Source organism: Candidatus Accumulibacter necessarius, assembly GCF_036625085.1.
In genome coordinates this window covers 334,754-354,106 of the sequence record NZ_JAZKUM010000003.1, presented here as the reverse complement: position 1 = coordinate 354,106, position 19,353 = coordinate 334,754, and the positions used below count along the sequence as shown (strand labels likewise).

Genomic DNA, 19,353 nt, shown 5'->3' with positions numbered 1-19,353 from the left:
TAGGAGTTTTCGGTGGCCGGTTCAAAGTCCAACCCCCAAATCGTGCTGCGTCCGCAGGATCTGGTGGTGCTGCTGCGCCTGGCGCTGGAGCGCGGCCCGGCGCCGACCTATGCGGCGCTGGCGGCCGAACTGGGCATGACGGCATCGGAGGTGCATGGGGCGGTGGAGCGGGCGGTGGCCGCCCAGCTTGCCCACAAGGACACGAGCGGCAAGGCAGCGGTGATCCTCGCCGCGCTGCGGCTGTTCGTCCAGCACGGCGCGCGCTACTGCTTTCCAGCCACCCGCGGCGGGCTGACGCGGGGCATGCCGACCGGCTACGCGGCAGCGCCGCTGAAGGACCTGATCGTGCCGGGGGGCGACCCGTTGCCGGTGTGGCCGCACAAGGACGGCACCGTGCGCGGCGTGGCCTTTTATCCTCTTTACCCGAGGGTGCCGGATGCGGCCGGGCGCAACCCGGCGCTGTACGAGTTGCTGGTGCTCTTCGATGCGGTGCGCGGCGGTAGCGCCCGCGAACGCGCGCTGGCGATCGATCTGCTGGAAAAGCGCTTGCAGCCATGAACGCCAACGATCCCAACGTGGCCCTGCTCGAGGTCGTCGCCGAGCGGCTGGGTGACGATCTGTGCAAGGAAATGGTCTTTGTCGGCGGTGCAGTGGCCGGATTGTTGATTACCGATCCGGCGATGCCGGCGATTCGTCCGACGGAAGATGTGGACCTGGTCTGTCAGGCCGTGGTGCTGTCCGACTACCATCGGGTCGAGGCAGCGCTGCGTGCGCGTGGCTTTGTGCCGGACATGCGCCCGGGAGCGCCGGTCTGTCGCTGGCAGGTGGGATCGGTGGCGGTGGATGTGATGCCCACCTTGGAAGAAATTCTCGGTTTTGCGAACCGCTGGTATCCGCTGGCGCTGGAGACGGCCCAGGCAGTCGCGCTGCCCGGCGGTCGCATCATCCGCCTGATCGCCGCGCCGGTGTTCCTGGCCACCAAGCTGGAGGCGTTCGACGGGCGCGGCGAGGGTGATTTCCTGTTCAGCCATGATCTCGGCGACCTGCTCGCGGTGGTCGATGGGCGCGACGCGCTGCAGGATGAGTGCCGCACCAGCCCGCCCGAGCTCAGGGTCTATCTGGCCGAGCGTTTTCAGGGCCTGCTGGCACTGCCGGCGTTCATGGACGCTTTGCCGGGGCATTTGCCGGGCGATGCGGCCAGTCAGGAGCGTCTGCCCGACTTGCTCGCCAAACTCAATGCCATCGCCGGTCTTCAGTTGCCATGATCTCCCACGCCTATTCCGAAGACCAGCTCGTCGAGCAGCCCGCCATCGGGCTGTTCGCCGCGCTCGGCTGGCAGACGGTGTCGGCGCTGGACGAAGCCTTGGGCGCCGACGGCACGCTGGGGCGCGAAACCCGGGGCGAGGTGGTGCTGGTCGAACGCCTGCGCGCCGCGCTGGGCAAGTTCAACCCGACCCTGCCACCAGAGGCGATCGCCAACGCCGTCGACGAGCTGACCCGCGACCGTTCGGCGATGAGCCTCGAGGCCGCCAACCGCGAGGTCTACCGGCTGCTCAAGGAAGGCATCACGGTGTCGGTTCCTGACCGCGAGCACGGCGGCCAGAGTGGTGGCCAATGCACCGAACGCCTGCGTGTGGTGGATTGGGAAACGCCGGAGAACAACGATTTCCTGCTCGTCAGCCAGTTGACCGTGACCGGCCCGCTCTACACCTGCCGGCCCGATCTGGTCGGCTTCGTCAATGGCCTGCCGTGGGTGGTGATCGAACTCAAGAAACCCGGTGTCCCGGCGCGGGCTGCCTTCGACGAGAACCTCAGCCATTACAAGCAGCAGATTCCGGCGCTGTTCTGGAGCAACGCGCTGCTCATCGCCAGCAACGGCACCGACAGCCGCGTCGGTTCGCTGACCGCCGACTGGGGCCGCTGGGTGGAGTGGAAGCGCATCGAACGCGAGGACGAAGCGCGCCGGGTGTCGCTGGAAGTGATGCTGCGCGGCACCTGCGACCCCGCTCGCTTGCTCGATCTGGTCGAGAACTTCACGCTGTTTTCCGAGCACAAGGGCGGGCTGGTCAAGGTCATCGGCCAGAACCACCAGTTTCTCGGCGTCAATAACGCCATCGCCTCGCTGCTGGAGGCGCGCAAGCTGGGCCACGGACGCGGCGGCGTGTTCTGGCAGACGCAGGGCAGCGGCAAGAGCTTTTCGATGGTCTTCTTCGCGCAGAAGGTGCTGAGGAAGCTGGCCGGCAACTGGACCTTTGTGGTGGTTACCGACCGCGTCGAGCTGGATGAGCAGATCGCCAAGACCTTCAAGACCACCGGCGCGGTGAGCGAGGCCGAGGGCGACGCCTGCCACGCCGCCAGCGGCGCCCACCTGCGCGAACTGCTGCGCGGCAACCACCGCTACGTCTTCACGCTGGTGCACAAGTTTCAGACGCCGGAATTGCTCTGCGAGCGTTCCGACGTGATCGTGCTGACCGACGAGGCGCACCGCAGCCAGTACGACACGCTGGCGCTCAACATGCGCGCCGCGCTGCCCAGAGCGATGTTCCTGGCCTTTACCGGCACGCCGCTGATTGCCGGCGAGGAACGCACCAAGGAAGTGTTCGGCGATTACGTTTCGATCTACGACTTCCAGCAGTCCATCGAAGACGGCGCCACGGTGCCGCTGTTCTACGAGAACCGCACGCCGGAATTGCAGCTCGTCAATCCCGACCTGAACGAAGACATTTACCGCCTGATCGAGGATGCCGAGCTCGACGCCGATCAGGAGGCAAAGCTGGAAAAGGTGCTGGGGCGGCAATATCACCTGATCACCCGCGACGACCGCCTGGAGACCGTGGCACAGGACATCGTGCGGCACTTCCTCGGGCGGGGATTCTTGGGCAAGGCGATGGTGGTGTGCATCGACAAGGCGACCGCACTGCGCATGCACGACAAGGTGAAGGCGCATTGGGCGGCGGAAACGGCACGGGTGCAGGGGGAAGTGGGCGAACTGGCGTATCTGTCGAGTGGTGGCGAGATGACACCAGAACAGGCGCGGCGCGACCTGCGCATGGCCGAGCTGAAACAACGGCTGGACGTACTGACCAGCACCGACATGGCGGTGACCGTCTCACCGGGACAGAACGAAATCCAACAGATGCAGGCCAGAGGCCTCGACATCGAGCCGCACCGTAAGCGCATGAATGACTCACAGCCCGGCTTGGATGAAAAGTTCAAGGACACCGACGACCCGCTGCGCCTCGTCTTTGTCTGCGCCATGTGGCTGACCGGCTTCGACGCGCCGAGCTGCTCGACGGTGTATCTCGACAAGCCGATGCGCAACCACTCGCTGATGCAGACCATCGCCCGTGCCAACCGGGTGTTCCCCGGCAAGCATAGCGGGGTCATCGTCGATTACGCGAACGTCTTCGCCTCGCTGGAAAAGGCACTGGCGATCTACGGCGCCGGCAAGGACGGCAAGAGTCCGGTCGAGGACAAGCAGCAACTGGTCGAGGAACTGCGCCAGGTGGTGCTTGATGCGACGGCCTTCTGCGCCGCGTACAAAGTGATGCTGGCCGAGATCGAGGCGACGCCGGCCGGCAGCATGGAGCGACTGTCGCGCATCCAGGACGGCATGAACGCCCTGATTTCGCCCGACCCGCTGCGCCGCGACTTCCTTGCCCATGAGCGGCTGGTCAGCACGCTCTACAGTGCCGTGAAGCCCGATCCGGCGGCACTGGAATTTGCCAGCCGCGTGGCCTGCCTGACGACGCTGGCCGAAACCATCCGGGTGAAGCTGAACCCCAACCCGCCGGACATTGCGCAGGTGATGAGCGGCATCAACACCCTGCTCGACGAGTCGATTACCGGCCACGAGATCCGCCAGTCGGGGCCGTCGCCGCTTGACCTGTCGAAGATCAACTTCGAGGCGCTGGCGCAGCGCTTCAAGAAATCGAAGCACAGGAACACCGACCTTGAAGTGCTCAAGGCGGCGATCCGCGCCCAGCTGGAAAAGATGATCCGGCTCAACCGCACCCGCGCCGACTTCGCCGATAAATTCGAGACTCTGATCGAGAGCTATAACGCCGGCAGCCGCAGTATCGAGGAACTGTTCGAGGAGCTGGTGAAGCTCTCCAACAGCCTGAGCGACGAGCAGGAACGGCATGTGCGCGAGAACATCAGCGAGGAAGAGCTGGTCATCTTCGACATCCTGACTCGACCGGCACCCGAACTCAGTGCGGACGAACGCGCCGAGGTAAAGAAGGTGGCACGAGATCTCCTGGCACGGCTCGAGGGCCGGCTGGTGCTCAACTGGCGGCAGAAATCCGCTGCCCGATCACAGTTGAAGCTCACTATCGAGGACATGCTCGACAACGGCCTACCGCGCGCCTATACGCCGGAGCTTTACCATCAGAAATGCTCGGCGGTGTTCGAGCATGTGTATGAAAGCTACCCTCAATGATTCCGCCGGAAATCGGCCAGCGAAGCCAGCCTGAGTTCTGGATCGGTGACCCTTCTAACCGTCACGGGCGAAAAAAAGCCCGACCGGCAAACGGTCGGGCTTTCTGAAAGGCTGAGGAAGACTGCGCTCAGGCGCGTTCGAAAATCACCGCAATACCCTGACCACCGCCGATACACATGGTGACCAGCGCGTACTTGCCGCCGGTCCGCTGCAGCTCGTAGATCGCCTTGATGGCGATGAAGGCACCGGAGCAACCGACCGGGTGACCCAAAGCGATGGCACCGCCGTTCGGGTTGGTTCTCACCGGATCGAGACCGAGGCCCTTGTTGACCGCGATGGCCTGTGCAGCAAAGGCTTCGTTGGCTTCGATGACATCCATCTGGTCCAGCGACAGGCCGGCCTTCTTGAGCGCCAGCTTGGTCGCCGGGATCGGGCCTTCGCCCATGAGGTCGTTCGGCACACCGGCGACGGCGTAGGACACGAGGCGCGCAATCGGCTTGTGTCCCGCACTGGCAGCCAGGTCGGCAGCCGCAAGCACGAGGAAGGCCGCGCCGTCATTGATACCAGAGGCGTTGCCGGCGGTGACCGTGCCGTCCTTGCTGAAAGCCGGCTTCATCTTGGCCAGTGCTTCGATGGTCGTTCCCGCCTTGACGTGCTCGTCGGTATCGAAGACGACATCACCCTTGCGGGTCTTCATAACGATCGGCACGATCTGCGACTTGAAGCGGCCCTCGGCGATGGCGGCGGCGGCGCGACGCTGCGACTCGACCGCGAAGGCGTCCTGCTCTTCGCGGCTGATGTTCCACTTCGTCGCCAGGTTCTCTGCCGTGACGCCCATATGACCCACACCAAAGGGATCGGTGAGCGTGGCGACCATCATGTCGATTGCCTTGGCGTCGCCCATGCGTGCGCCGGAACGCATCGCCGGCAGCATGTATGAACCGCGCGACATGACTTCGACCCCACCGCCGATACCATAGTCGGCGTCACCGAGCATGATGTTCTGAGCGGTGGTCACGACACCCTGGAGACCCGATGCGCACAGGCGATTGACCGCCATGGCCACGGAATCCATCGCCAGACCTGCCTGGATCGAGGCGACGCGGGAAACATAGGCAAAGCGCGAATCGGTCGGGATGCAGTTGCCGACAGTAACGTAAGTGATTTGCTGCGGATCGACACCGGAACGGGCGATCGACTCCTTCATCACGGTGCCAGCCAGCTCATGCGGCTCCATGTTGGCGAGTGAACCACCGAAGGTGCCAATAGCTGAACGGACCGCGCTTAGTACAACGACTTCTCTGCTCATGAAGAAACTCCTGTAATTGATCGATCAACCGCCTACCAGACTGGCAAGCCCCAACAAAAGCAACAACAACCACCACAGCACCAGCACCCGCCAAACCAGCCCGACGGCACTCTCCATGAAGTCAACGTCTGCTTCTTCACCGGTACCGATCTCTGCCCGCTCGGCAACCTCACCGACGTCAAGCACCGGCATCCCGAGGCGGACCCCCAAGGCACCAGCGCCGCTCGCCAGGACAATCCCCAGACCATCGCCTGGCCATTGGTCGGCTCGCGTGCGCCAGCACTAGACCGCATCCTCGAAATCGCCGACGATGGCGAAAGCCGCAGCAGTCAGCCGCACAGGAAGCCAGTCAATGATAGCAAAGGTTCGCCGTGCAAAAGCTCCGAAATGACCATCTTCTGCGCCGCCTCGCCCGCCCCAGGCATCGGCCAGGAAGGCAGAGACGCGATACAGCACCGCGCCGCAAGGGCCAGGCAGGAGAAGAAAGCACACTAAGACGCCGAAAACACGGCGATGCGACGCGCAAAGCACCTCCTCGATCGCCAGTCGAGCGATCTCGGAGGAGGACAGACCTTCCGCCGCTCTACCCCGCCACTCGGCAAGCAGTCTGCGCGCCTGCGCCACGTCACCCGTGCGAAGCGCCAGCTGAATGCCCGTATAATGGCGACTGAACTGGCGGAAGCCCATCGTCACATAGAGGAAAGCGACGGTCCATAACCAGGCGAGCAAGGGGCTGAGTCCGGCAAGGAAGAGATGGATGGCTGCAGTGACGAAGACCAGCCCACCGACGCCAATCAGCCAGGCGACGACTCCATTCTGGCGCTCGCCCGCATTGAACCGGCTTTCGAAAAAGCCGGCCAGGGCGGAAAGTGGCTCGTGGACAAACTGACGGTACGGCAGTGGCCGGACCTGCTCAAGCAGCAGGACGGCAAGCAGGGAAAACAGGCTCATCCTGAAGTCTTGTTGGGCGACACGGTGCAGGCTTGGCAGTTTGCGTCGGCCCAGTAGCCAAATGGGCACCATATCATAATTCATCGGGACTTGCAGAAACCCGACACTTCACGCAACATCGCTCCGCCGCTTCTGGAAAGCCTTCAAGGATGAATCTGTCGTCTGTTTTGTGTAAAACGCCGAAGGGCCTTGAGGAGATATCCACCCGCGCGAATCGCCTGCCCTCCCGAGTACGAGCCATGTTGATCATGGTCGATGGCCATCGTACCGGCAACGAACTCGTCGCGCTCAGCTCTTCCAGCGCCGAGGGCAAGCGGCACCTTGCGTCCTTGCTCAACGGCGGCTTCGTTCAGGTTCAGCCTGCGCCGGGAAGCAGCGCGGAACAGGTGCCAGACGCTCGCCCGGCGCTTCCCGACGAGGACATCAGCCTGGCCAGGAGCTATGCCGCACGCACCTTGATGGATTTGCTGGGGGCGCAGGCTGGCGCGCTGATCGCCGAGATCGAGAAAGCGAAGACGCGCGACGAACTTCTGCATCAGCTCGTGAAACTGCGCGCCGCACTGCGCGCTGCCCCGGATCAGAAAGCGGCACAGCAGTTTCTGGAAAAACTCGTGCTGGTGCTCGACTAGCGAACGGCGACGCCAAGGGCGCGGCAAAGGGAGATGATGATCCCTGCGGTGGCGCCCCAGATGAAGTACTCGCCATAGGGCATCGCGTAGTAGTGCCGGAGTTTGCCCCGATAGTGCAGGGAGTGCTGCTGGTGGTTGACCGGATCCAGCAGGAAAGCGAGCGGCACCTCGAATGCCTCCGCCACTTCAAATGCGTCGAGTTGCAGGTCAAAAGGCGGCGTCACCATGGCCACCACCGGGGTGACCCGAAAGCCGGTACTGGTCAGGTATTCGGGCAGATAACCGGCGATCTCGACATGCGCCGGTGACAGCCCGATCTCCTCAGTGGCCTCGCGCAAGGCCGTGTGTGCGGGCGACAGGTCGGCCGGCTCACGTCGCCCCCCTGGAAAACTGATCTGACCAGGATGGTCCTTCAGATGCGCGGTCCGTTGTGTGAGCAACACCGTCGGCCCCTCCATCCGCTGGACAATCGGGAAGAGCACGGCAGCCGGCGTCAGTTCCTCGTCGCCGACGCCGTCTTCCAGCACAAAGTGAGTCCGGGAAGGCGATGCGTCCAGAACCAGCCGTATCCGGTCCAGATCGACGGCACGGCTGCTGGCTGCTGGCGGACCAAGCACCGCCTCAGTTGATGACAACCGGCTCATCCTCGATCTCTGCATGGACCGCGGCAAGCGCATCCTGCAGGGTTTCATCCGCGAGGGCGTTGATCGTGCTCGCCACCAGATCAGCCGGCTTGACGGCGCCAAGCGGCAGGTGACTGCTGTCCAGACTGGCAATCAGTGCAGCCGTTGCACCCACCACCTGCAGTAGCGTCTGCCGCTCGCCCATCAGAAGCTCAAGCTCGCGGCCCAACATGGATAGCTTTTCGCTGCGATGACTCATATTCGACTTCTCCTAGTAGCGCTTCCTGAGGGTCATCGTCTGACCGTCACGCTGCATTTCCATACGGTTCAAGAAACTCATGCCCAGCAAGACAAAGGGCATCTCCTGTTGATGGACCAGGGCATCCACGTTGTTCATTACGATTTCGCCCACCCGTACCGAATCGAGTTTGACGCGCGCCACCAGTGCCTGACCATTGGCTGTATTGACCACCGCTGTCGGACCCTTGCTGGTATCCAGGCCGATGCGCCGCGCCTCGCTGGCACCAAGCGAGACCATCGTCGCGCCCGTGTCCACGAGAAAGCGGACTGTCGTTCCGTTGATGTTTCCAGTGGTCACGAAATGGCCGCTGCCGTCAGCGGTCAATGTCGCCTTGCCGCCGCCGTCACCTGAAGATTGCGCGGCAACGTTCTGCCCAACCCGCAGAACCTGCTTCCTTCCATTGGCCTCGATGGTGGCGCTCTGACTATCGACAGAAAGCACTGTGACGCCTTCAGCGGTCCTGCTGCCAACCGCAACAGTTCGCGGCGCCCCACCGTCAATCGTCAGCAATGCCTTTCCCGGAAAGACACCCGCCAACCCGACATCCACTGCCTGCGCGCCTGAGCAGAGGGCATAAAGAGATAACACGGCCGTGTACCGGCTCGGTGCCCACCCGAGCCACCTCGCGCTTTTCTCGACACAGTGAATCAGCATTCCGTTTCCTCCATCAGCCAGGCACATTTGGCCATCAGAATCTCGATCGACCAAGGCATTTTGCCACATTCAGGCAGCGGCGCCGGCGCTGATGCGCGCAGCGCGCCGATCAGCAGCGATCAACGGCATTTCGGCGGAAGGATGGGTATCGCAGAACGGCGAGCACGGAATGGCGCCGTACTCGACACCGGCGGCTGTACAACGCGCAGTATCCTGCTTGCCCGCTCGCCGCTGGTCGCAGACGTGCGACTGGCCCCACCAGCGGCCGAACAGGGCTGTCATCTGGGCGGGCACATGGCCCGCGGCGAGGGAATCAGCGATAAACCAGGACGGGAATCTTGGAGTGCGTGAGCACCTTGTTGGTTTCGCTGCCGAGCAACAAGGCAGTGAAGCCCCTGCGACCATGCGAGGCCATGAAAATCAGGTCGCAGCCCGCCTGGGTTGCCGCGTCGATGATTGCCTGATAGGGAATGTCGCTGGTCAGCGACAGCTTGTCGACCTGAACACCCGCTGCGTCGCACAACTGGACAACGAAATCCAGGGTCTGCTGTGCCTGCTGCTCGGCAAGTTCGGCAAACTTCTCCGGCGTCGTCGGGTCAATCAAGGCGCCTTCACCATAGTAACTCACCGGGTACTCGGGTTTCGCAAAGAACGCCGTAATGCGGGCCCCCGCCTCCCTGGCGAACGATACTGCCCGGCGTGCAGTCTCCTTTGAAAGCTCGGAGCCATCGGTAGGGACAAGGATGTTCTTGAACATGGCGTTACCTCCACTGTCGAATCAACCAACTATAGGCACGAAACAAGCAACGGCTGTTGATCGAAATCAAATGCCTTGTTTGATGTCGATCAACGCTGGCAACCGCAACCCGGCCGACAATGCCAATCTTCATTCGCCGAGGTTCCTCATGCACGCAATCACGGATTTCATGGCCAACGATCATCGCGCTTGCGATGCGATGCTGGTCGCGGTCGAGCACACTGTCGCCAAGCGCAACTGGGAACTGGCCAGGAGCGAGTTTGCCCACTACCGGGACGGCATGCTGCATCATTTCGCCGCCGAAGAATCCGTTCTGTTTCCTCTCTTTGAACAGACAACCGGCATGTACCAGGGGCCGACACAGGTGATGCGCGGCGAACATGCCCAGATGCGCCTGCTGCTGACGGCGGCTGCCTCGGCACTGGCAGAGCAGGATGTCGACGATTATGCCGGCAACGCCGAAACCCTGCTGATCATGATGCAGCAGCACAATGTCAAGGAAGAGAACGTGCTTTATCCGATGTGCGACCAGCATCTGGCTGATCAGGTCAAGGTGTTGCTGCCAACATTGCAGACGCAGATTGCGGGCCAGGTTGAAGTGCCAACATGACCCCGAGCAATGCTGACATCGTGATCGACGGCCGTGGCCTCGAACCACCGGAGCCGCTGGTACGCACCCTGGAAGCGCTCGACCAGATCGGTCCGGCGGAAACACTCCTGGTCCTGCTTCCCCATGAGCCCTACCCGCTTTACCGCGCACTGCAGCTCAACGGTTTCTCCTGGCAAACCACCCGCCGGCCAGACGGCACGGTCGAAGTCCTGATCCAGCATCAGCCACAGTAATGCAGGCCCTGCTGTCCTTCGAACAGGCGCCTCCGATTGCTGCACCGTTCCGCTTTTTTCTCACCGCCCCGCTGTTTGCCATTCTCGCCGGCACGTTGCTGCTCTGGAGTGGGCCGGAGCTCCTGGCCTCACGCTGGACGCCGTCGGCGCTGGCGCTGACGCATCTGATCACCGTCGGCTTCATGCTGCAGGTGATGCTCGGGGCGATGATCCAGATCCTGCCGGTCGTGGCCGGGGCGAACATGGCTCGGCCGCTGCTGTTGTCGTCCCTGGTGCACGCAGCGATCGTGCCTGGCGCCCTGCTGCTGACAGCAGGCCTCCTGACTTCACAGCCGTTCGTCTTACGACTGGCCGTGCTGCTGCTGGGCATCGGCATCGCGCTCTTTCTCGGCGCGGCTGGTCATGCGCTGGTCGGTGTGCGGTCGACCAATCCGACCATCCAGGGCCTGAAGCTGGCATTGATCGGTTTGGCCGTGACTGCTGGCCTGGGAATGCTGCTGGCAGTCGCGCGCGACGGATCGTCTGGACTGCCGGTCCTGCAACTGACGGCGATACACCTCGGATGGGGCCTGGTCGGCTGGGGCGGCATCCTGCTTGCTGCCGTCGCCCTCGTTGTGGTCCCGATGTTCCAGATCACCCCGCCCTTCCCAGGATGGTTCGCGCACGGCTTTTCCTGGTCGGTACTCGCTGTACTGTCCTCGTGGAGCATCGTGGTTGGCGCTGGCTGGCAACGGTCATCGGCAGTCCTGGCTGCTGCAGTCGTGCTGACGGTGGCGGTGTTTGCGGCGCTGACCCTGCAGGTCCAGCGCCGCAGCAAGCGCGCCCGGTTCGACGCCAGCCAGTACTACTGGCGCCTGGCGATGCTGTGCCTGCTGGCCGCCTGCGCCCTGTGGTTTGCTGCCGACAGCCTGCCGGCGCTCGCTCAACGGCAGGAATGGCCGCTGTTGTGCGGTGTCCTGGCTCTGCTCGGCGGCTTCATGTCGGTGATGGTCGGCATGCTCTACAAGATCGTTCCTTTCCTGGTCTGGCTGCACCTCCAGAATCTGGGCGATGGGCGGGTGGCTGCCCCAAGCATGAACAAGGTCATCGCCGCGCGCCAGATCGACCGGCAGCTCTACGCGCACGTCGCTTCTCTTGTACTGCTGCTGGCAGCAGTCATCTGGCCCGAGTGGTTCACATATCCGGCCGGAATCGCACTCGTGCTGGCCAATGTCTGGCTGCTCTACAACCTGCTGACGGCCGTCGCATTCTACCGATACCAGCGCCTGAAGATGGTCGCCCCGACTTCAGCCATACCGCCTGCGCAAGGCACATGCTGAGCTACGCGTTCCTCAAGCACCTGCACATCGGCTGCGTCGTGCTCAGCGGCGCCGGCTTTTTTCTGCGTGGCCTGTGGATGCTGACCGACTCACCCTGGCTGCAGCGACCAGTCGTCCGCGTCTTGCCGCATGGGGTGGACACCCTACTGCTCGGGAGCGCGATCGCCATGGCGGTGCTCAGCGCCCAGTATCCGTTCACCATAGACTGGCTGACAGCCAAGCTGGTCGGTCTGCTGGTCTATATCGGCTGCGGGGCAATGGCCCTCAAGCGAGCACGTGGCAAAGCACGGCGAGCGGCCTTCCTGGTTGCTGCGCTGACCTCGTTTGCCTACATCGTATCGGTTGCCGTGCTCCGCAACCCGCTCGGGTTTCTCGCCTGGCTGATCTGAAGCGGCCCCTGCCGGGAGACGTGCAGGCGGTCAGCCACGCTGGTGGGTCATCAGCTTTCTCAAGCCCGCCGTGTTGAGAATCCTGACTTTTCTTTGATGCACGGCGAGCAGGCCTTCTTCCTGGAAGCGCGAGAAAGCCCGGCTGACCGTCTCCAATTTGAGGCCGAGATAGCTACCGATTTCATCGCGAGACATCCGCAGATTGAATTCCGCCGGCGAGTAGCCACGCGCCTTGAAACGCTGCGAGAGATTGAGGAGAAACGCGGCCAGGCGTTCCTCGGCGCGCATCGTGCCGAGCAACATCATTACCCCGTGGTCGCGCACGATCTCGCGGCTCATGACCTTGTGAAAGTGATGCTGCAGGGTATGGATTTCCCGCGACAGTCCCTCGAGATGCGAGAAGGGAATGGCGCACACTTCGCTGTCTTCGAGGGCGATGGCGTTGCAGGTGTGCAGTTCACTGCTGATACCGTCGAGACCGAGCAACTCGCCGGTCATCTGGAAACCGGTCACCTGATCACGGCCATCCTCGATCAGCACGTCGGTCTTGAAAAAGCCGCTGCGAATCGCATAGATCGACTCGAAGGTCTGCCCGGCACGGTACAGGTGATCGCCGCGCTTGAGACGTCGGCGCGTCGAAACCAGCTCGTCCAGCTTCTTCAGCTCATCCGCTTCGAGGCCTATCGGGAGGCACAGTTCGCGCAGATTGCAGTTTGAACAGGCGGTTTTCACGACTTCAAACGCGAGTCTGGCAGTCGCAGCATCGTTGGACATCGGAGCCTTTTTTCACTAAACCCTGCGTTTGATCCACGTCAACCCAAGGTCTCCGGCGTGGTCCGATAATGCAGGCAATATACAGTGTAGTGGGAACATGAACTCTGTCGCTGGCAACCTTGTTTTTGATCCACAGATCATCCGCCGTTTCGACATCAACGGACCCCGCTACACGTCTTACCCGACAGCGGACCGCTTCGTTGAAGCCTTTGGTTCGGACGCAGCCAGACTCTGGCTCGGCAAACGCAATATTGGCGCCATCAGTCGCCAGCTGTCATTGTACTTCCACATTCCCTTCTGCAACACCATCTGCTACTACTGCGCGTGTAACAAGATCATCACCAAGGACCATGGTCGTTCGGCCAAGTACCTGAAGTATCTGGCACGCGAACTGGCGCTGCAGAGCAGCTATCTGGAGGGCGGCGATCAGGAGGTGGCGCAGCTGCACTGGGGAGGCGGCACGCCAACCTTTCTCTCGCACGACGAGATGCGCCAGCTGATGGCCGCGACACGCCGGCACTTCAGACTGATCGACGGCGGCGAGTACTCGATCGAAGTCGATCCCCGGAAGGTCGATCGTGCGACGGTCGAACTGCTTGGCGAGCTCGGCTTCAATCGCATGAGCGTCGGCGTGCAGGATTTCGATGCCCGCGTACAGCAGGCGGTGAATCGCATCCAGAGCGAGGGAGAAACCTGCGCCGTGATCGACGCAGCGCGCGCGACCGGCTTCAAATCAATCAGCGTCGACCTCATTTACGGCTTGCCGAAACAGACAGTCATGGGGTTCAGCCAGACACTCGACCGCGTGATCGACGTCAGCCCGGATCGTGTCTCGATCTACAACTATGCACACCTGCCGAGCCTGTTCAAGCCGCAGCGCCGGATCCTGGAATCGGACATGCCTTCGGCCGACGCCCGGCTGCAGATCCTCGCCCTGGCAATCCGCCGGATGACCGATGCCGGCTACGTCTACATCGGCATGGACCATTTCGCGAAACCCGACGATGAACTGGCAATCGCCCAGCGGCAGGGGCGCCTGCACCGCAACTTCCAGGGCTATTCGACCCATTCGGACTGTGACCTGCTGGCCTTTGGCATCTCGTCGATCAGCAAGGTCGGACCAACCTACAGTCAGAACGTGAAAACGCTCGACGAGTACTACGATTTACTCGACAGCGGCACCCTGCCGGTCTACCGCGGCATCGAGCTGAACGCTGATGATCTGCTGCGCCGCTCGATCATTCAGTCGCTGATGTGCCACTTCGAACTATCGATCGAGTCGATCGAGATTGCCCACCTGATCGACTTCAGGAAATACTTCGCGACGGAGCTTGACGAGTTGCGCGAGATGGTCGATGCGGGGCTGGTTCGCGTCGACGACAAGTGGATCACCGTTCTGCCGCGTGGCCGCATGCTGGTGCGCGCCATTTCGATGGTCTTCGACCGCTACCTGCGGGCCGATCGGCAGCGTACCCGGTACTCGAAGGTCATCTGAAGCAGACAAGCCGCCGGCCGGTGACGAGGAAGGAGTAGAATCCTCGCACCTTGCCCCGGTGCGTCCTCCTGCCACTGATGTTTGAATCCAGTTACCTCGCCTTGCTCCTGATCGGTCTGTTGGGTGGCACGCACTGCGTCGGCATGTGCGGCGGTATCGTCGGTGCCCTCTCGCTGGGCGCTCCGGCAGGCCTCGGCCTGCATCTTGCCTACAACGCTGGGCGCATTGTCAGCTACGCGACGGCCGGCGCGATCGCCGGTGCGCTGGGCGAGGCGAGCATGGCGCTATCCGGTCAGCTGCCGGTGCGGACCATCCTTTACCTGCTCGCCAACCTGATGCTGATCGCCCTCGGCCTCTACCTGATGGGGATGACCAGGGCGCTCGCGTTCAGCGAGCGGCTGGGCCAGAAGCTCTGGCGACACCTGCAACCACTCACCCGGCGTTATCTTCCTGCGCGCAGCGCGGCGCAGGCCTTTCCGCTCGGCCTGCTGTGGGGCTGGCTGCCCTGCGGCCTGGTCTACAGTGCCTTGGCAACCGCCCTGACCAGCGGATCTGCCTGCCATGGCGCGGGCCTGATGCTGGCCTTCGGCCTTGGCACCCTGCCCAATCTGCTGCTTGCCGGCCTGCTTGCGACCCGGCTCCAGGCCTACGCGCGCCAGCCGGCGGTCCGCCTGACGGCTGGCCTGCTCATCCTCGGCTTTGGCATCTGGGGACTGATGAGCGTACCGGGACTCGCTCGCCTGATGATGGCGGACTAGCGATGGCCAACGGCATGCCGAACCAACCCGGCCCCGCGTTCCTGCAAAGCCACCGGCGAAGATGAGCACAGCGCCAACGGACAGCGTGCGGCTGGATTTGCCGATCACGGGAATGACCTGCGCCGCCTGCGCAACGCGCATCGAGAAAGTGCTGAATCGATTGCCGGGGGTCGCCGCCAGCGTCAATCTGGCCAGCGAGCATGCACTGGTCGAGATCACGGCCGCAGAGACGACGGCTCAACAGGTCGTCGCGGCGATCGAAAAGGCCGGCTTCGGCGTGCCACCGCGGACCCTGGAAATGGCCATCGAAGGCATGACCTGCGCCGCCTGCTCGACACGCATCGAGAAGCTGCTCAACCGGCTGCCGGGGGTTGAGGCGGTCGTCAATCTGGCGACCGAGAGGGCGACAATCCGCTACCTCCCCGGGGTCGTCGCCCCGGCAGTGCTGATCGCCACTGTCGCGCGGGCGGGGTTCTCCGGGCGGCTGGCCGACGATCGCGCACGCGCGGACGAGAAGGCAAGGAAACTGGCCAGCCAGCAGGTCGAGTTGCAGCGCTTCTGGATCTCTGCCGCGCTCACCCTGCCACTGGCTGCGCAAATGCTGACCATGTTCGATGTCGGCGCGCACCATCCGCAGGACATGCTGCCGCGCTGGTTGCAGCTTCTGCTGGCGACACCAGTGCAGTTCTGGATTGGCTGGCGCTTTTACGATGGCGCCTGGAAGGCCTTGCGCGGTGGCGGTGCAAACATGGACGTGCTGGTCGCCCTCGGCACCACGATGGCCTACACGTTCAGTCTAGTCGTGACGATCACCGGGGCCGCCAACCTGCACGTCTATTTTGAGGCTTCGGCGGCGGTGATCACGCTCGTCCTGCTCGGCAAACTGCTCGAGGCGCGCGCCAAGGCGAAGACCACTGAAGCGATCGAGGCGTTGATACGCCTGCAACCGAGGACGGCACGGGTCGAGCGCGACGGCCAGCTGATCGAACTCGACGCCGCTCGGCTGATCCCGGGCGACATCTTCATTGTCCGTCCTGGCGAAAGCGTACCGGTCGATGGTGAGGTGCTCGACGGCTCATCGAATGTCAATGAGGCCATGCTCACCGGTGAGAGCATGCCGGTGAGCAAGCGCCAGGGCGCACGCGTGTTTGCCGCCACGGCCAATGGCGAAGGAATGCTGCGCTGCCGCGCAACCGGCGTCGGCGAACACACCCTGCTCGCCGGCATCATCCGCATGGTGGCCGAGGCGCAGGGGTCGAAAGCGCCCGTCCAGCGACTCGCCGATCGCATCTCGGGAATTTTCGTACCCGTCGTCTGCGTTATCGCCCTGTGCACCTTCGTTGCCTGGTGGGCTTTGGGGGGTGTTTTCAGTACGGCGCTGGTCAATGCCGTCGCCGTGCTGGTGATTGCCTGTCCTTGCGCCCTCGGATTGGCGACGCCGACGGCAATCATGGTCGCCAGCGGTCAGGGCGCAGCGGCCGGCATCCTGATAAAGAACGCCGAGGCGCTCGAGCGTGCGGAAAAGATACGCGTGCTGGTAGTGGACAAGACGGGCACCCTGACGCGCGGCGAACCGGTGTTGACCGATGTTCTGCCCTTGCTGGCGTCAACCGAGGAAGCATTGACACTGGCCGCCGGCCTTGAACAGGCATCCGAACATCCGCTGGCCAGGGCGATCCTGCAGCATGCACAGGCAGCCGGCGTGGTCCTGCCCGTGCTTGAAGACTTTCGAGCGATTCCCGGTCGAGGAGTGCAGGGTCGAGTCGCGGGACGCTGGCTGTTCCTCGGTGCGCCGGAGGGTTTTGTCGGCCTCCCCGACGAGATGATCGAGACCCTGCAGCACGCGGGCAAGACCGTGGTGGTGCTGACTGAATGCGCCGACGCTGTGGAAGCCGGCACTGGCCGGGCGCTGGCTCTACTGGCCATCGCCGACCCGTTGCGCGCAACTTCACAAGCTGCCGTGGCGCGGCTGAAGGCCATGGGAATCCGCGTCGTGATGCTGACTGGCGATCATGCCGCCACCGCCGCAGCGATTGCCGGCGCGGTCGGCATCGATGATTTTCGCGCCGGCGTGCTCCCCGCCAACAAGGCAGCGATGGTCAATGCGCTCAAGACTGGTGACGCCGTGGTGGCCATGGTCGGCGACGGCATCAACGACGCGCCGGCGCTGGCCGCCGCCGACGTCAGCTTCGCGATCGGCGCCGGATCCGATGCCGCGATCGAGACGGCCGACGTGACTCTCGTTCGCAGCGATCTGAACGGGATCGCCGATGCCATCCTGCTTTCGCGTGCGACCCTGCGGAAAATCAGGCAGAATCTGTTCTGCGCTTTCATCTACAATGTGCTTGGCATTCCTCTGGCCGCAGTTGGAATGCTGAACCCGGTGATCGCCGGCGGGGCAATGGCCCTCAGTTCGGTTTCGGTGGTGTCCAACTCGCTGCTTCTGAAACGCTGGCGTGCCGGCGGCAGGTAGGGCCCGGAGACTGACCATGCGCTCAATGCAACCGGCGCCGGCAGACAGAAATGGAAGGTGTGATGGAAAGAATCGTGATCCGCATCGCGGGCATGAGTTGCCAGGGTTGCGTGAAGGGTGTCACGACGGCCCTCATGGCCCTGCCTGGTGTGGCGCAGGTTGATGTTTCCCTGGAGGCGGGCCAAGCCAGTGTCGCCTGCGACCCCGGCCGGGTGAGCGTAGATCAGTTAAGGAACGCCATCGAAGCGGCGGGATTTGACGCCCCTGTCTCGCCCTGAGGCGGTTTCGCTGCACCTATACCCCGCTCCTCTTACCGTGCCGCCATGCGGCCTAGCAAATAAATGACCAGAAAAAAGACCAAAACGATTGAGCTTGATGGCCCGGAAGTCGCATCGACCGAACCGGTTCGCTTGACGCAATTCTCGCATGGCGGCGGCTGCGGCTGCAAGATCGCCCCCAACGTACTCGAACAGATCCTCGCCAAGACCTCGTCGGTACTCGGCGCCAAGCAATTGCTGGTCGGCATCGAAACCAGCGATGACGCTGCCGTCTACCAGCTCAACGACGATCAGGCGCTGGTCGCGACCACCGACTTTTTCATGCCGATCGTCGACGACCCCTTCGACTTCGGCTGCATCGCAGCGACCAACGCCCTCTCCGATGTCTATGCCATGGGTGGCGTTCCGCTGCTGGCGCTGGCCATCGTCGGCATGCCGGTCAACAAGCTGCCGCTGGCAACGATCAAGCGCATTCTCGAAGGGCGGCGAGTCGGTTTGCAGCAAGGCGGGATCCCGATTGCCGGCGGGCACACGATCGACTCGGTCGAACCGATCTATGGTCTCGTCGCCATCGGTCTGGTGCATCCGGACAACCTCAAACGCAACTCCGGCGCCCGCCCCGGTGACAAGCTGATTCTCGGCAAGGCATTGGGCGTTGGCTTCTTCAGCGCCGCGCTGAAGAAGGGCCTGTTGTCGCCCAGCGACTACGCCGCGATGATCGCCTCGACGACGCAGCTCAACACGCCAGGGCGGGCGCTCGCCTGCCTGGCCGGCGTACATGCGATGACCGACGTCACGGGCTTTGGCCTGCTCGGCCATCTGGTTGAAATCTGCAAGGCATCGCGACGTCTCGGCAGTGATCGATTACACGGCCTTGCCGACATTGCCAAACGCCCTCGAGTACGCCAAAAAGGCTGCGTAACCGGCGCTTCGGGCGCAACTGGGCGAGCTATGGAGAACACGTCAGCCTGCAGAAAAAAGCACCTTGGCGAGCTCGAACGGCCCTGCTGACCGACCCGCAGACCAGCGGCGGCTGCTGATCGCCTGCGCGCCGGAAGTGGTCACCGAAGTCCTGGCGGTTTTCCTGCAGGAAGGCTTCGATCACGCGACGGTGATCGGCGAGATGCCGAAGGCAAAGCCGCAGGTTTCCGTCGTCAAGAGCAAGGCGGGGTTGAACCGATCGGCACGGACGCGCCAGCTACCCCCGGCCGCTTCGCGCGTGCTAATCGGATCGAGTCGAGCAGCGACACCAGTCCGTCAGCGAGCTTCGGTTCAAACCAGGTCGACTTGGGCGGCATCACCTGCCGGCGTCGGCAACCGCCATCAGGTCGGCCATCTGCGTCGGATACATGGCAAAGG

Annotated in this window: 19 protein-coding genes and 2 pseudogenes; 13 read left to right on the top strand and 8 right to left on the bottom strand. The window is 63.2% G+C overall.

The genetic code is table 11. The annotated features are described in order from the left end of the window. Positions 1-12 precede the first annotated feature (12 nt). The 3 genes from V5B44_RS09835 to V5B44_RS09825 are packed head-to-tail and all read left to right on the top strand — an operon-like array spanning position 13 to position 4,441. Positions 13-558 carry a hypothetical protein gene (locus tag V5B44_RS09835; protein ID WP_332358874.1) on the top strand — a complete coding sequence of 182 codons (546 nt, stop codon included), beginning with the start codon at positions 13-15 and terminating at the stop codon, positions 556-558. Further along, a complete protein-coding gene (locus tag V5B44_RS09830; RefSeq protein WP_332358873.1) occupies positions 555-1,265 on the top strand; it encodes a hypothetical protein in 711 nt (236 codons plus the stop codon). The genes V5B44_RS09835 and V5B44_RS09830 overlap by 4 nt, the downstream gene beginning before the upstream one ends. Continuing rightward, complete coding sequence (locus V5B44_RS09825) at positions 1,262-4,441, top strand: type I restriction endonuclease subunit R (protein ID WP_332358872.1); 3,180 nt, start codon at positions 1,262-1,264, stop codon at positions 4,439-4,441. The genes V5B44_RS09830 and V5B44_RS09825 overlap by 4 nt, the downstream gene beginning before the upstream one ends. 127 nt (positions 4,442-4,568) lie before the next feature. Here the strand turns inward: V5B44_RS09825 and V5B44_RS09820 are convergent, their stop codons facing one another. After that, entirely contained in the window at positions 4,569-5,750 is a 1,182-nt protein-coding gene (locus tag V5B44_RS09820; protein ID WP_332358871.1) for an acetyl-CoA C-acyltransferase family protein, read from the bottom strand. Between the two features lie 24 nt (positions 5,751-5,774). Then, positions 5,775-6,701: pseudogene (locus V5B44_RS09810) on the bottom strand (CobD/CbiB family protein). A gap of 239 nt (positions 6,702-6,940) precedes the next feature. On the opposite strand from V5B44_RS09810, the gene V5B44_RS09805 reads away from it, so the two are divergent. Further along, on the top strand, positions 6,941-7,330 hold the full coding sequence (locus V5B44_RS09805; protein ID WP_332358868.1) for a hypothetical protein: 390 nt from the start codon (positions 6,941-6,943) through the stop codon (positions 7,328-7,330). On the opposite strand, the gene V5B44_RS09800 is transcribed toward V5B44_RS09805, so the two are convergent. The 5 genes from V5B44_RS09800 to V5B44_RS09780 all read right to left on the bottom strand — a co-directional run bounded on the left by V5B44_RS09800 (position 7,327) and on the right by V5B44_RS09780 (position 9,665). Then, positions 7,327-7,974 (bottom strand): CoA pyrophosphatase, encoded by a 648-nt coding sequence (locus tag V5B44_RS09800; RefSeq protein ID WP_434735431.1) that lies wholly within the window; start codon positions 7,972-7,974, stop codon positions 7,327-7,329. The genes V5B44_RS09805 and V5B44_RS09800 overlap by 4 nt on opposite strands. Then, positions 7,952-8,212 carry a hypothetical protein gene (locus V5B44_RS09795; protein WP_332358866.1) on the bottom strand — a complete coding sequence of 87 codons (261 nt, stop codon included), beginning with the start codon at positions 8,210-8,212 and terminating at the stop codon, positions 7,952-7,954. The genes V5B44_RS09800 and V5B44_RS09795 overlap by 23 nt, the downstream gene beginning before the upstream one ends. A gap of 12 nt (positions 8,213-8,224) precedes the next feature. Continuing rightward, the gene (locus V5B44_RS09790) at positions 8,225-8,695 is read right to left on the bottom strand and encodes a retropepsin-like aspartic protease family protein (protein WP_332358865.1); all 471 of its coding nucleotides are present in this window, start codon (positions 8,693-8,695) and stop codon (positions 8,225-8,227) included. 282 nt (positions 8,696-8,977) lie between these two features. Beyond that, entirely contained in the window at positions 8,978-9,190 is a 213-nt protein-coding gene (locus tag V5B44_RS09785; protein ID WP_332358864.1) for a hypothetical protein, read from the bottom strand. 31 nt (positions 9,191-9,221) lie between these two features. Then, complete coding sequence (locus tag V5B44_RS09780; protein WP_332358863.1) at positions 9,222-9,665, bottom strand: universal stress protein; 444 nt, start codon at positions 9,663-9,665, stop codon at positions 9,222-9,224. A 148-nt stretch (positions 9,666-9,813) separates the two neighbouring features. Between V5B44_RS09780 and V5B44_RS09775 the strand changes: the two genes are divergently transcribed. The 4 genes from V5B44_RS09775 to V5B44_RS09760 are packed head-to-tail and all read left to right on the top strand — an operon-like array spanning position 9,814 to position 12,216. Beyond that, complete coding sequence (locus V5B44_RS09775; protein WP_332358862.1) at positions 9,814-10,275, top strand: hemerythrin domain-containing protein; 462 nt, start codon at positions 9,814-9,816, stop codon at positions 10,273-10,275. Continuing rightward, a complete protein-coding gene (locus tag V5B44_RS09770) occupies positions 10,272-10,508 on the top strand; it encodes a DUF2249 domain-containing protein (protein WP_332358861.1) in 237 nt (78 codons plus the stop codon). Before V5B44_RS09775 ends, V5B44_RS09770 begins: the two co-directional genes overlap by 4 nt. Beyond that, the gene (locus tag V5B44_RS09765) at positions 10,508-11,827 is read left to right on the top strand and encodes a hypothetical protein (RefSeq protein ID WP_332358860.1); all 1,320 of its coding nucleotides are present in this window, start codon (positions 10,508-10,510) and stop codon (positions 11,825-11,827) included. The genes V5B44_RS09770 and V5B44_RS09765 overlap by 1 nt, the downstream gene beginning before the upstream one ends. After that, the gene (locus V5B44_RS09760; protein ID WP_332358859.1) at positions 11,821-12,216 is read left to right on the top strand and encodes a SirB2 family protein; all 396 of its coding nucleotides are present in this window, start codon (positions 11,821-11,823) and stop codon (positions 12,214-12,216) included. The genes V5B44_RS09765 and V5B44_RS09760 overlap by 7 nt, the downstream gene beginning before the upstream one ends. Before the next feature lie 30 nt (positions 12,217-12,246). Here V5B44_RS09760 and fnr read toward each other — a convergent pair whose 3' ends face one another. Then, entirely contained in the window at positions 12,247-12,990 is a 744-nt protein-coding gene (gene fnr, locus V5B44_RS09755; RefSeq protein ID WP_332358858.1) for a fumarate/nitrate reduction transcriptional regulator Fnr, read from the bottom strand. 97 nt (positions 12,991-13,087) lie between these two features. Here fnr and hemN point away from each other — a divergent pair, with 97 nt between their 5' ends. From hemN to selD, 5 genes and pseudogenes are all read left to right on the top strand, one after another. Beyond that, on the top strand, positions 13,088-14,485 hold the full coding sequence (gene hemN, locus V5B44_RS09750; RefSeq protein ID WP_332358857.1) for an oxygen-independent coproporphyrinogen III oxidase: 1,398 nt from the start codon (positions 13,088-13,090) through the stop codon (positions 14,483-14,485). Between the two features lie 77 nt (positions 14,486-14,562). Next, positions 14,563-15,243, top strand: coding sequence for a sulfite exporter TauE/SafE family protein (locus V5B44_RS09745; protein WP_332359106.1), 681 nt, complete (start codon positions 14,563-14,565; stop codon positions 15,241-15,243). A 61-nt stretch (positions 15,244-15,304) separates the two neighbouring features. Further along, entirely contained in the window at positions 15,305-17,716 is a 2,412-nt protein-coding gene (locus tag V5B44_RS09740; protein WP_332358856.1) for a heavy metal translocating P-type ATPase, read from the top strand. A gap of 62 nt (positions 17,717-17,778) precedes the next feature. Beyond that, positions 17,779-17,994, top strand: coding sequence for a heavy-metal-associated domain-containing protein (locus tag V5B44_RS09735; protein WP_332358855.1), 216 nt, complete (start codon positions 17,779-17,781; stop codon positions 17,992-17,994). Positions 17,995-18,057: 63 nt separating this feature from the next. Then, positions 18,058-19,150 (top strand): annotated as a pseudogene (gene selD, locus V5B44_RS09730) (selenide, water dikinase SelD); the annotation flags it as partial. Positions 19,151-19,353: the final 203 nt, after the last annotated feature.

What these genes read in the sequence shown, in the direction of transcription:
- V5B44_RS09775 (WP_332358862.1), top strand. Translation starts at nt 9,814, where the DNA reads ATGCACGCAATCACGGATTTCATGGCCAACGATCATCGCGCTTGCGAT.
- V5B44_RS09825 (WP_332358872.1), top strand. Translation starts at nt 1,262, where the DNA reads ATGATCTCCCACGCCTATTCCGAAGACCAGCTCGTCGAGCAGCCCGCC.
- V5B44_RS09735 (WP_332358855.1), top strand. Translation starts at nt 17,779, where the DNA reads ATGGAAAGAATCGTGATCCGCATCGCGGGCATGAGTTGCCAGGGTTGC.
- fnr (WP_332358858.1), bottom strand. Translation starts at nt 12,990, where the DNA reads ATGTCCAACGATGCTGCGACTGCCAGACTCGCGTTTGAAGTCGTGAAA.
- V5B44_RS09830 (WP_332358873.1), top strand. Translation starts at nt 555, where the DNA reads ATGAACGCCAACGATCCCAACGTGGCCCTGCTCGAGGTCGTCGCCGAG.
- V5B44_RS09795 (WP_332358866.1), bottom strand. Translation starts at nt 8,212, where the DNA reads ATGAGTCATCGCAGCGAAAAGCTATCCATGTTGGGCCGCGAGCTTGAG.
- V5B44_RS09760 (WP_332358859.1), top strand. Translation starts at nt 11,821, where the DNA reads ATGCTGAGCTACGCGTTCCTCAAGCACCTGCACATCGGCTGCGTCGTG.
- V5B44_RS09800 (WP_434735431.1), bottom strand. Translation starts at nt 7,974, where the DNA reads ATGAGCCGGTTGTCATCAACTGAGGCGGTGCTTGGTCCGCCAGCAGCC.
- V5B44_RS09740 (WP_332358856.1), top strand. Translation starts at nt 15,305, where the DNA reads ATGAGCACAGCGCCAACGGACAGCGTGCGGCTGGATTTGCCGATCACG.
- V5B44_RS09805 (WP_332358868.1), top strand. Translation starts at nt 6,941, where the DNA reads ATGTTGATCATGGTCGATGGCCATCGTACCGGCAACGAACTCGTCGCG.
- hemN (WP_332358857.1), top strand. Translation starts at nt 13,088, where the DNA reads ATGAACTCTGTCGCTGGCAACCTTGTTTTTGATCCACAGATCATCCGC.
- V5B44_RS09765 (WP_332358860.1), top strand. Translation starts at nt 10,508, where the DNA reads ATGCAGGCCCTGCTGTCCTTCGAACAGGCGCCTCCGATTGCTGCACCG.
- V5B44_RS09745 (WP_332359106.1), top strand. Translation starts at nt 14,563, where the DNA reads ATGTTTGAATCCAGTTACCTCGCCTTGCTCCTGATCGGTCTGTTGGGT.
- V5B44_RS09785 (WP_332358864.1), bottom strand. Translation starts at nt 9,190, where the DNA reads ATGACAGCCCTGTTCGGCCGCTGGTGGGGCCAGTCGCACGTCTGCGAC.
- V5B44_RS09780 (WP_332358863.1), bottom strand. Translation starts at nt 9,665, where the DNA reads ATGTTCAAGAACATCCTTGTCCCTACCGATGGCTCCGAGCTTTCAAAG.
- V5B44_RS09770 (WP_332358861.1), top strand. Translation starts at nt 10,272, where the DNA reads ATGACCCCGAGCAATGCTGACATCGTGATCGACGGCCGTGGCCTCGAA.
- V5B44_RS09820 (WP_332358871.1), bottom strand. Translation starts at nt 5,750, where the DNA reads ATGAGCAGAGAAGTCGTTGTACTAAGCGCGGTCCGTTCAGCTATTGGC.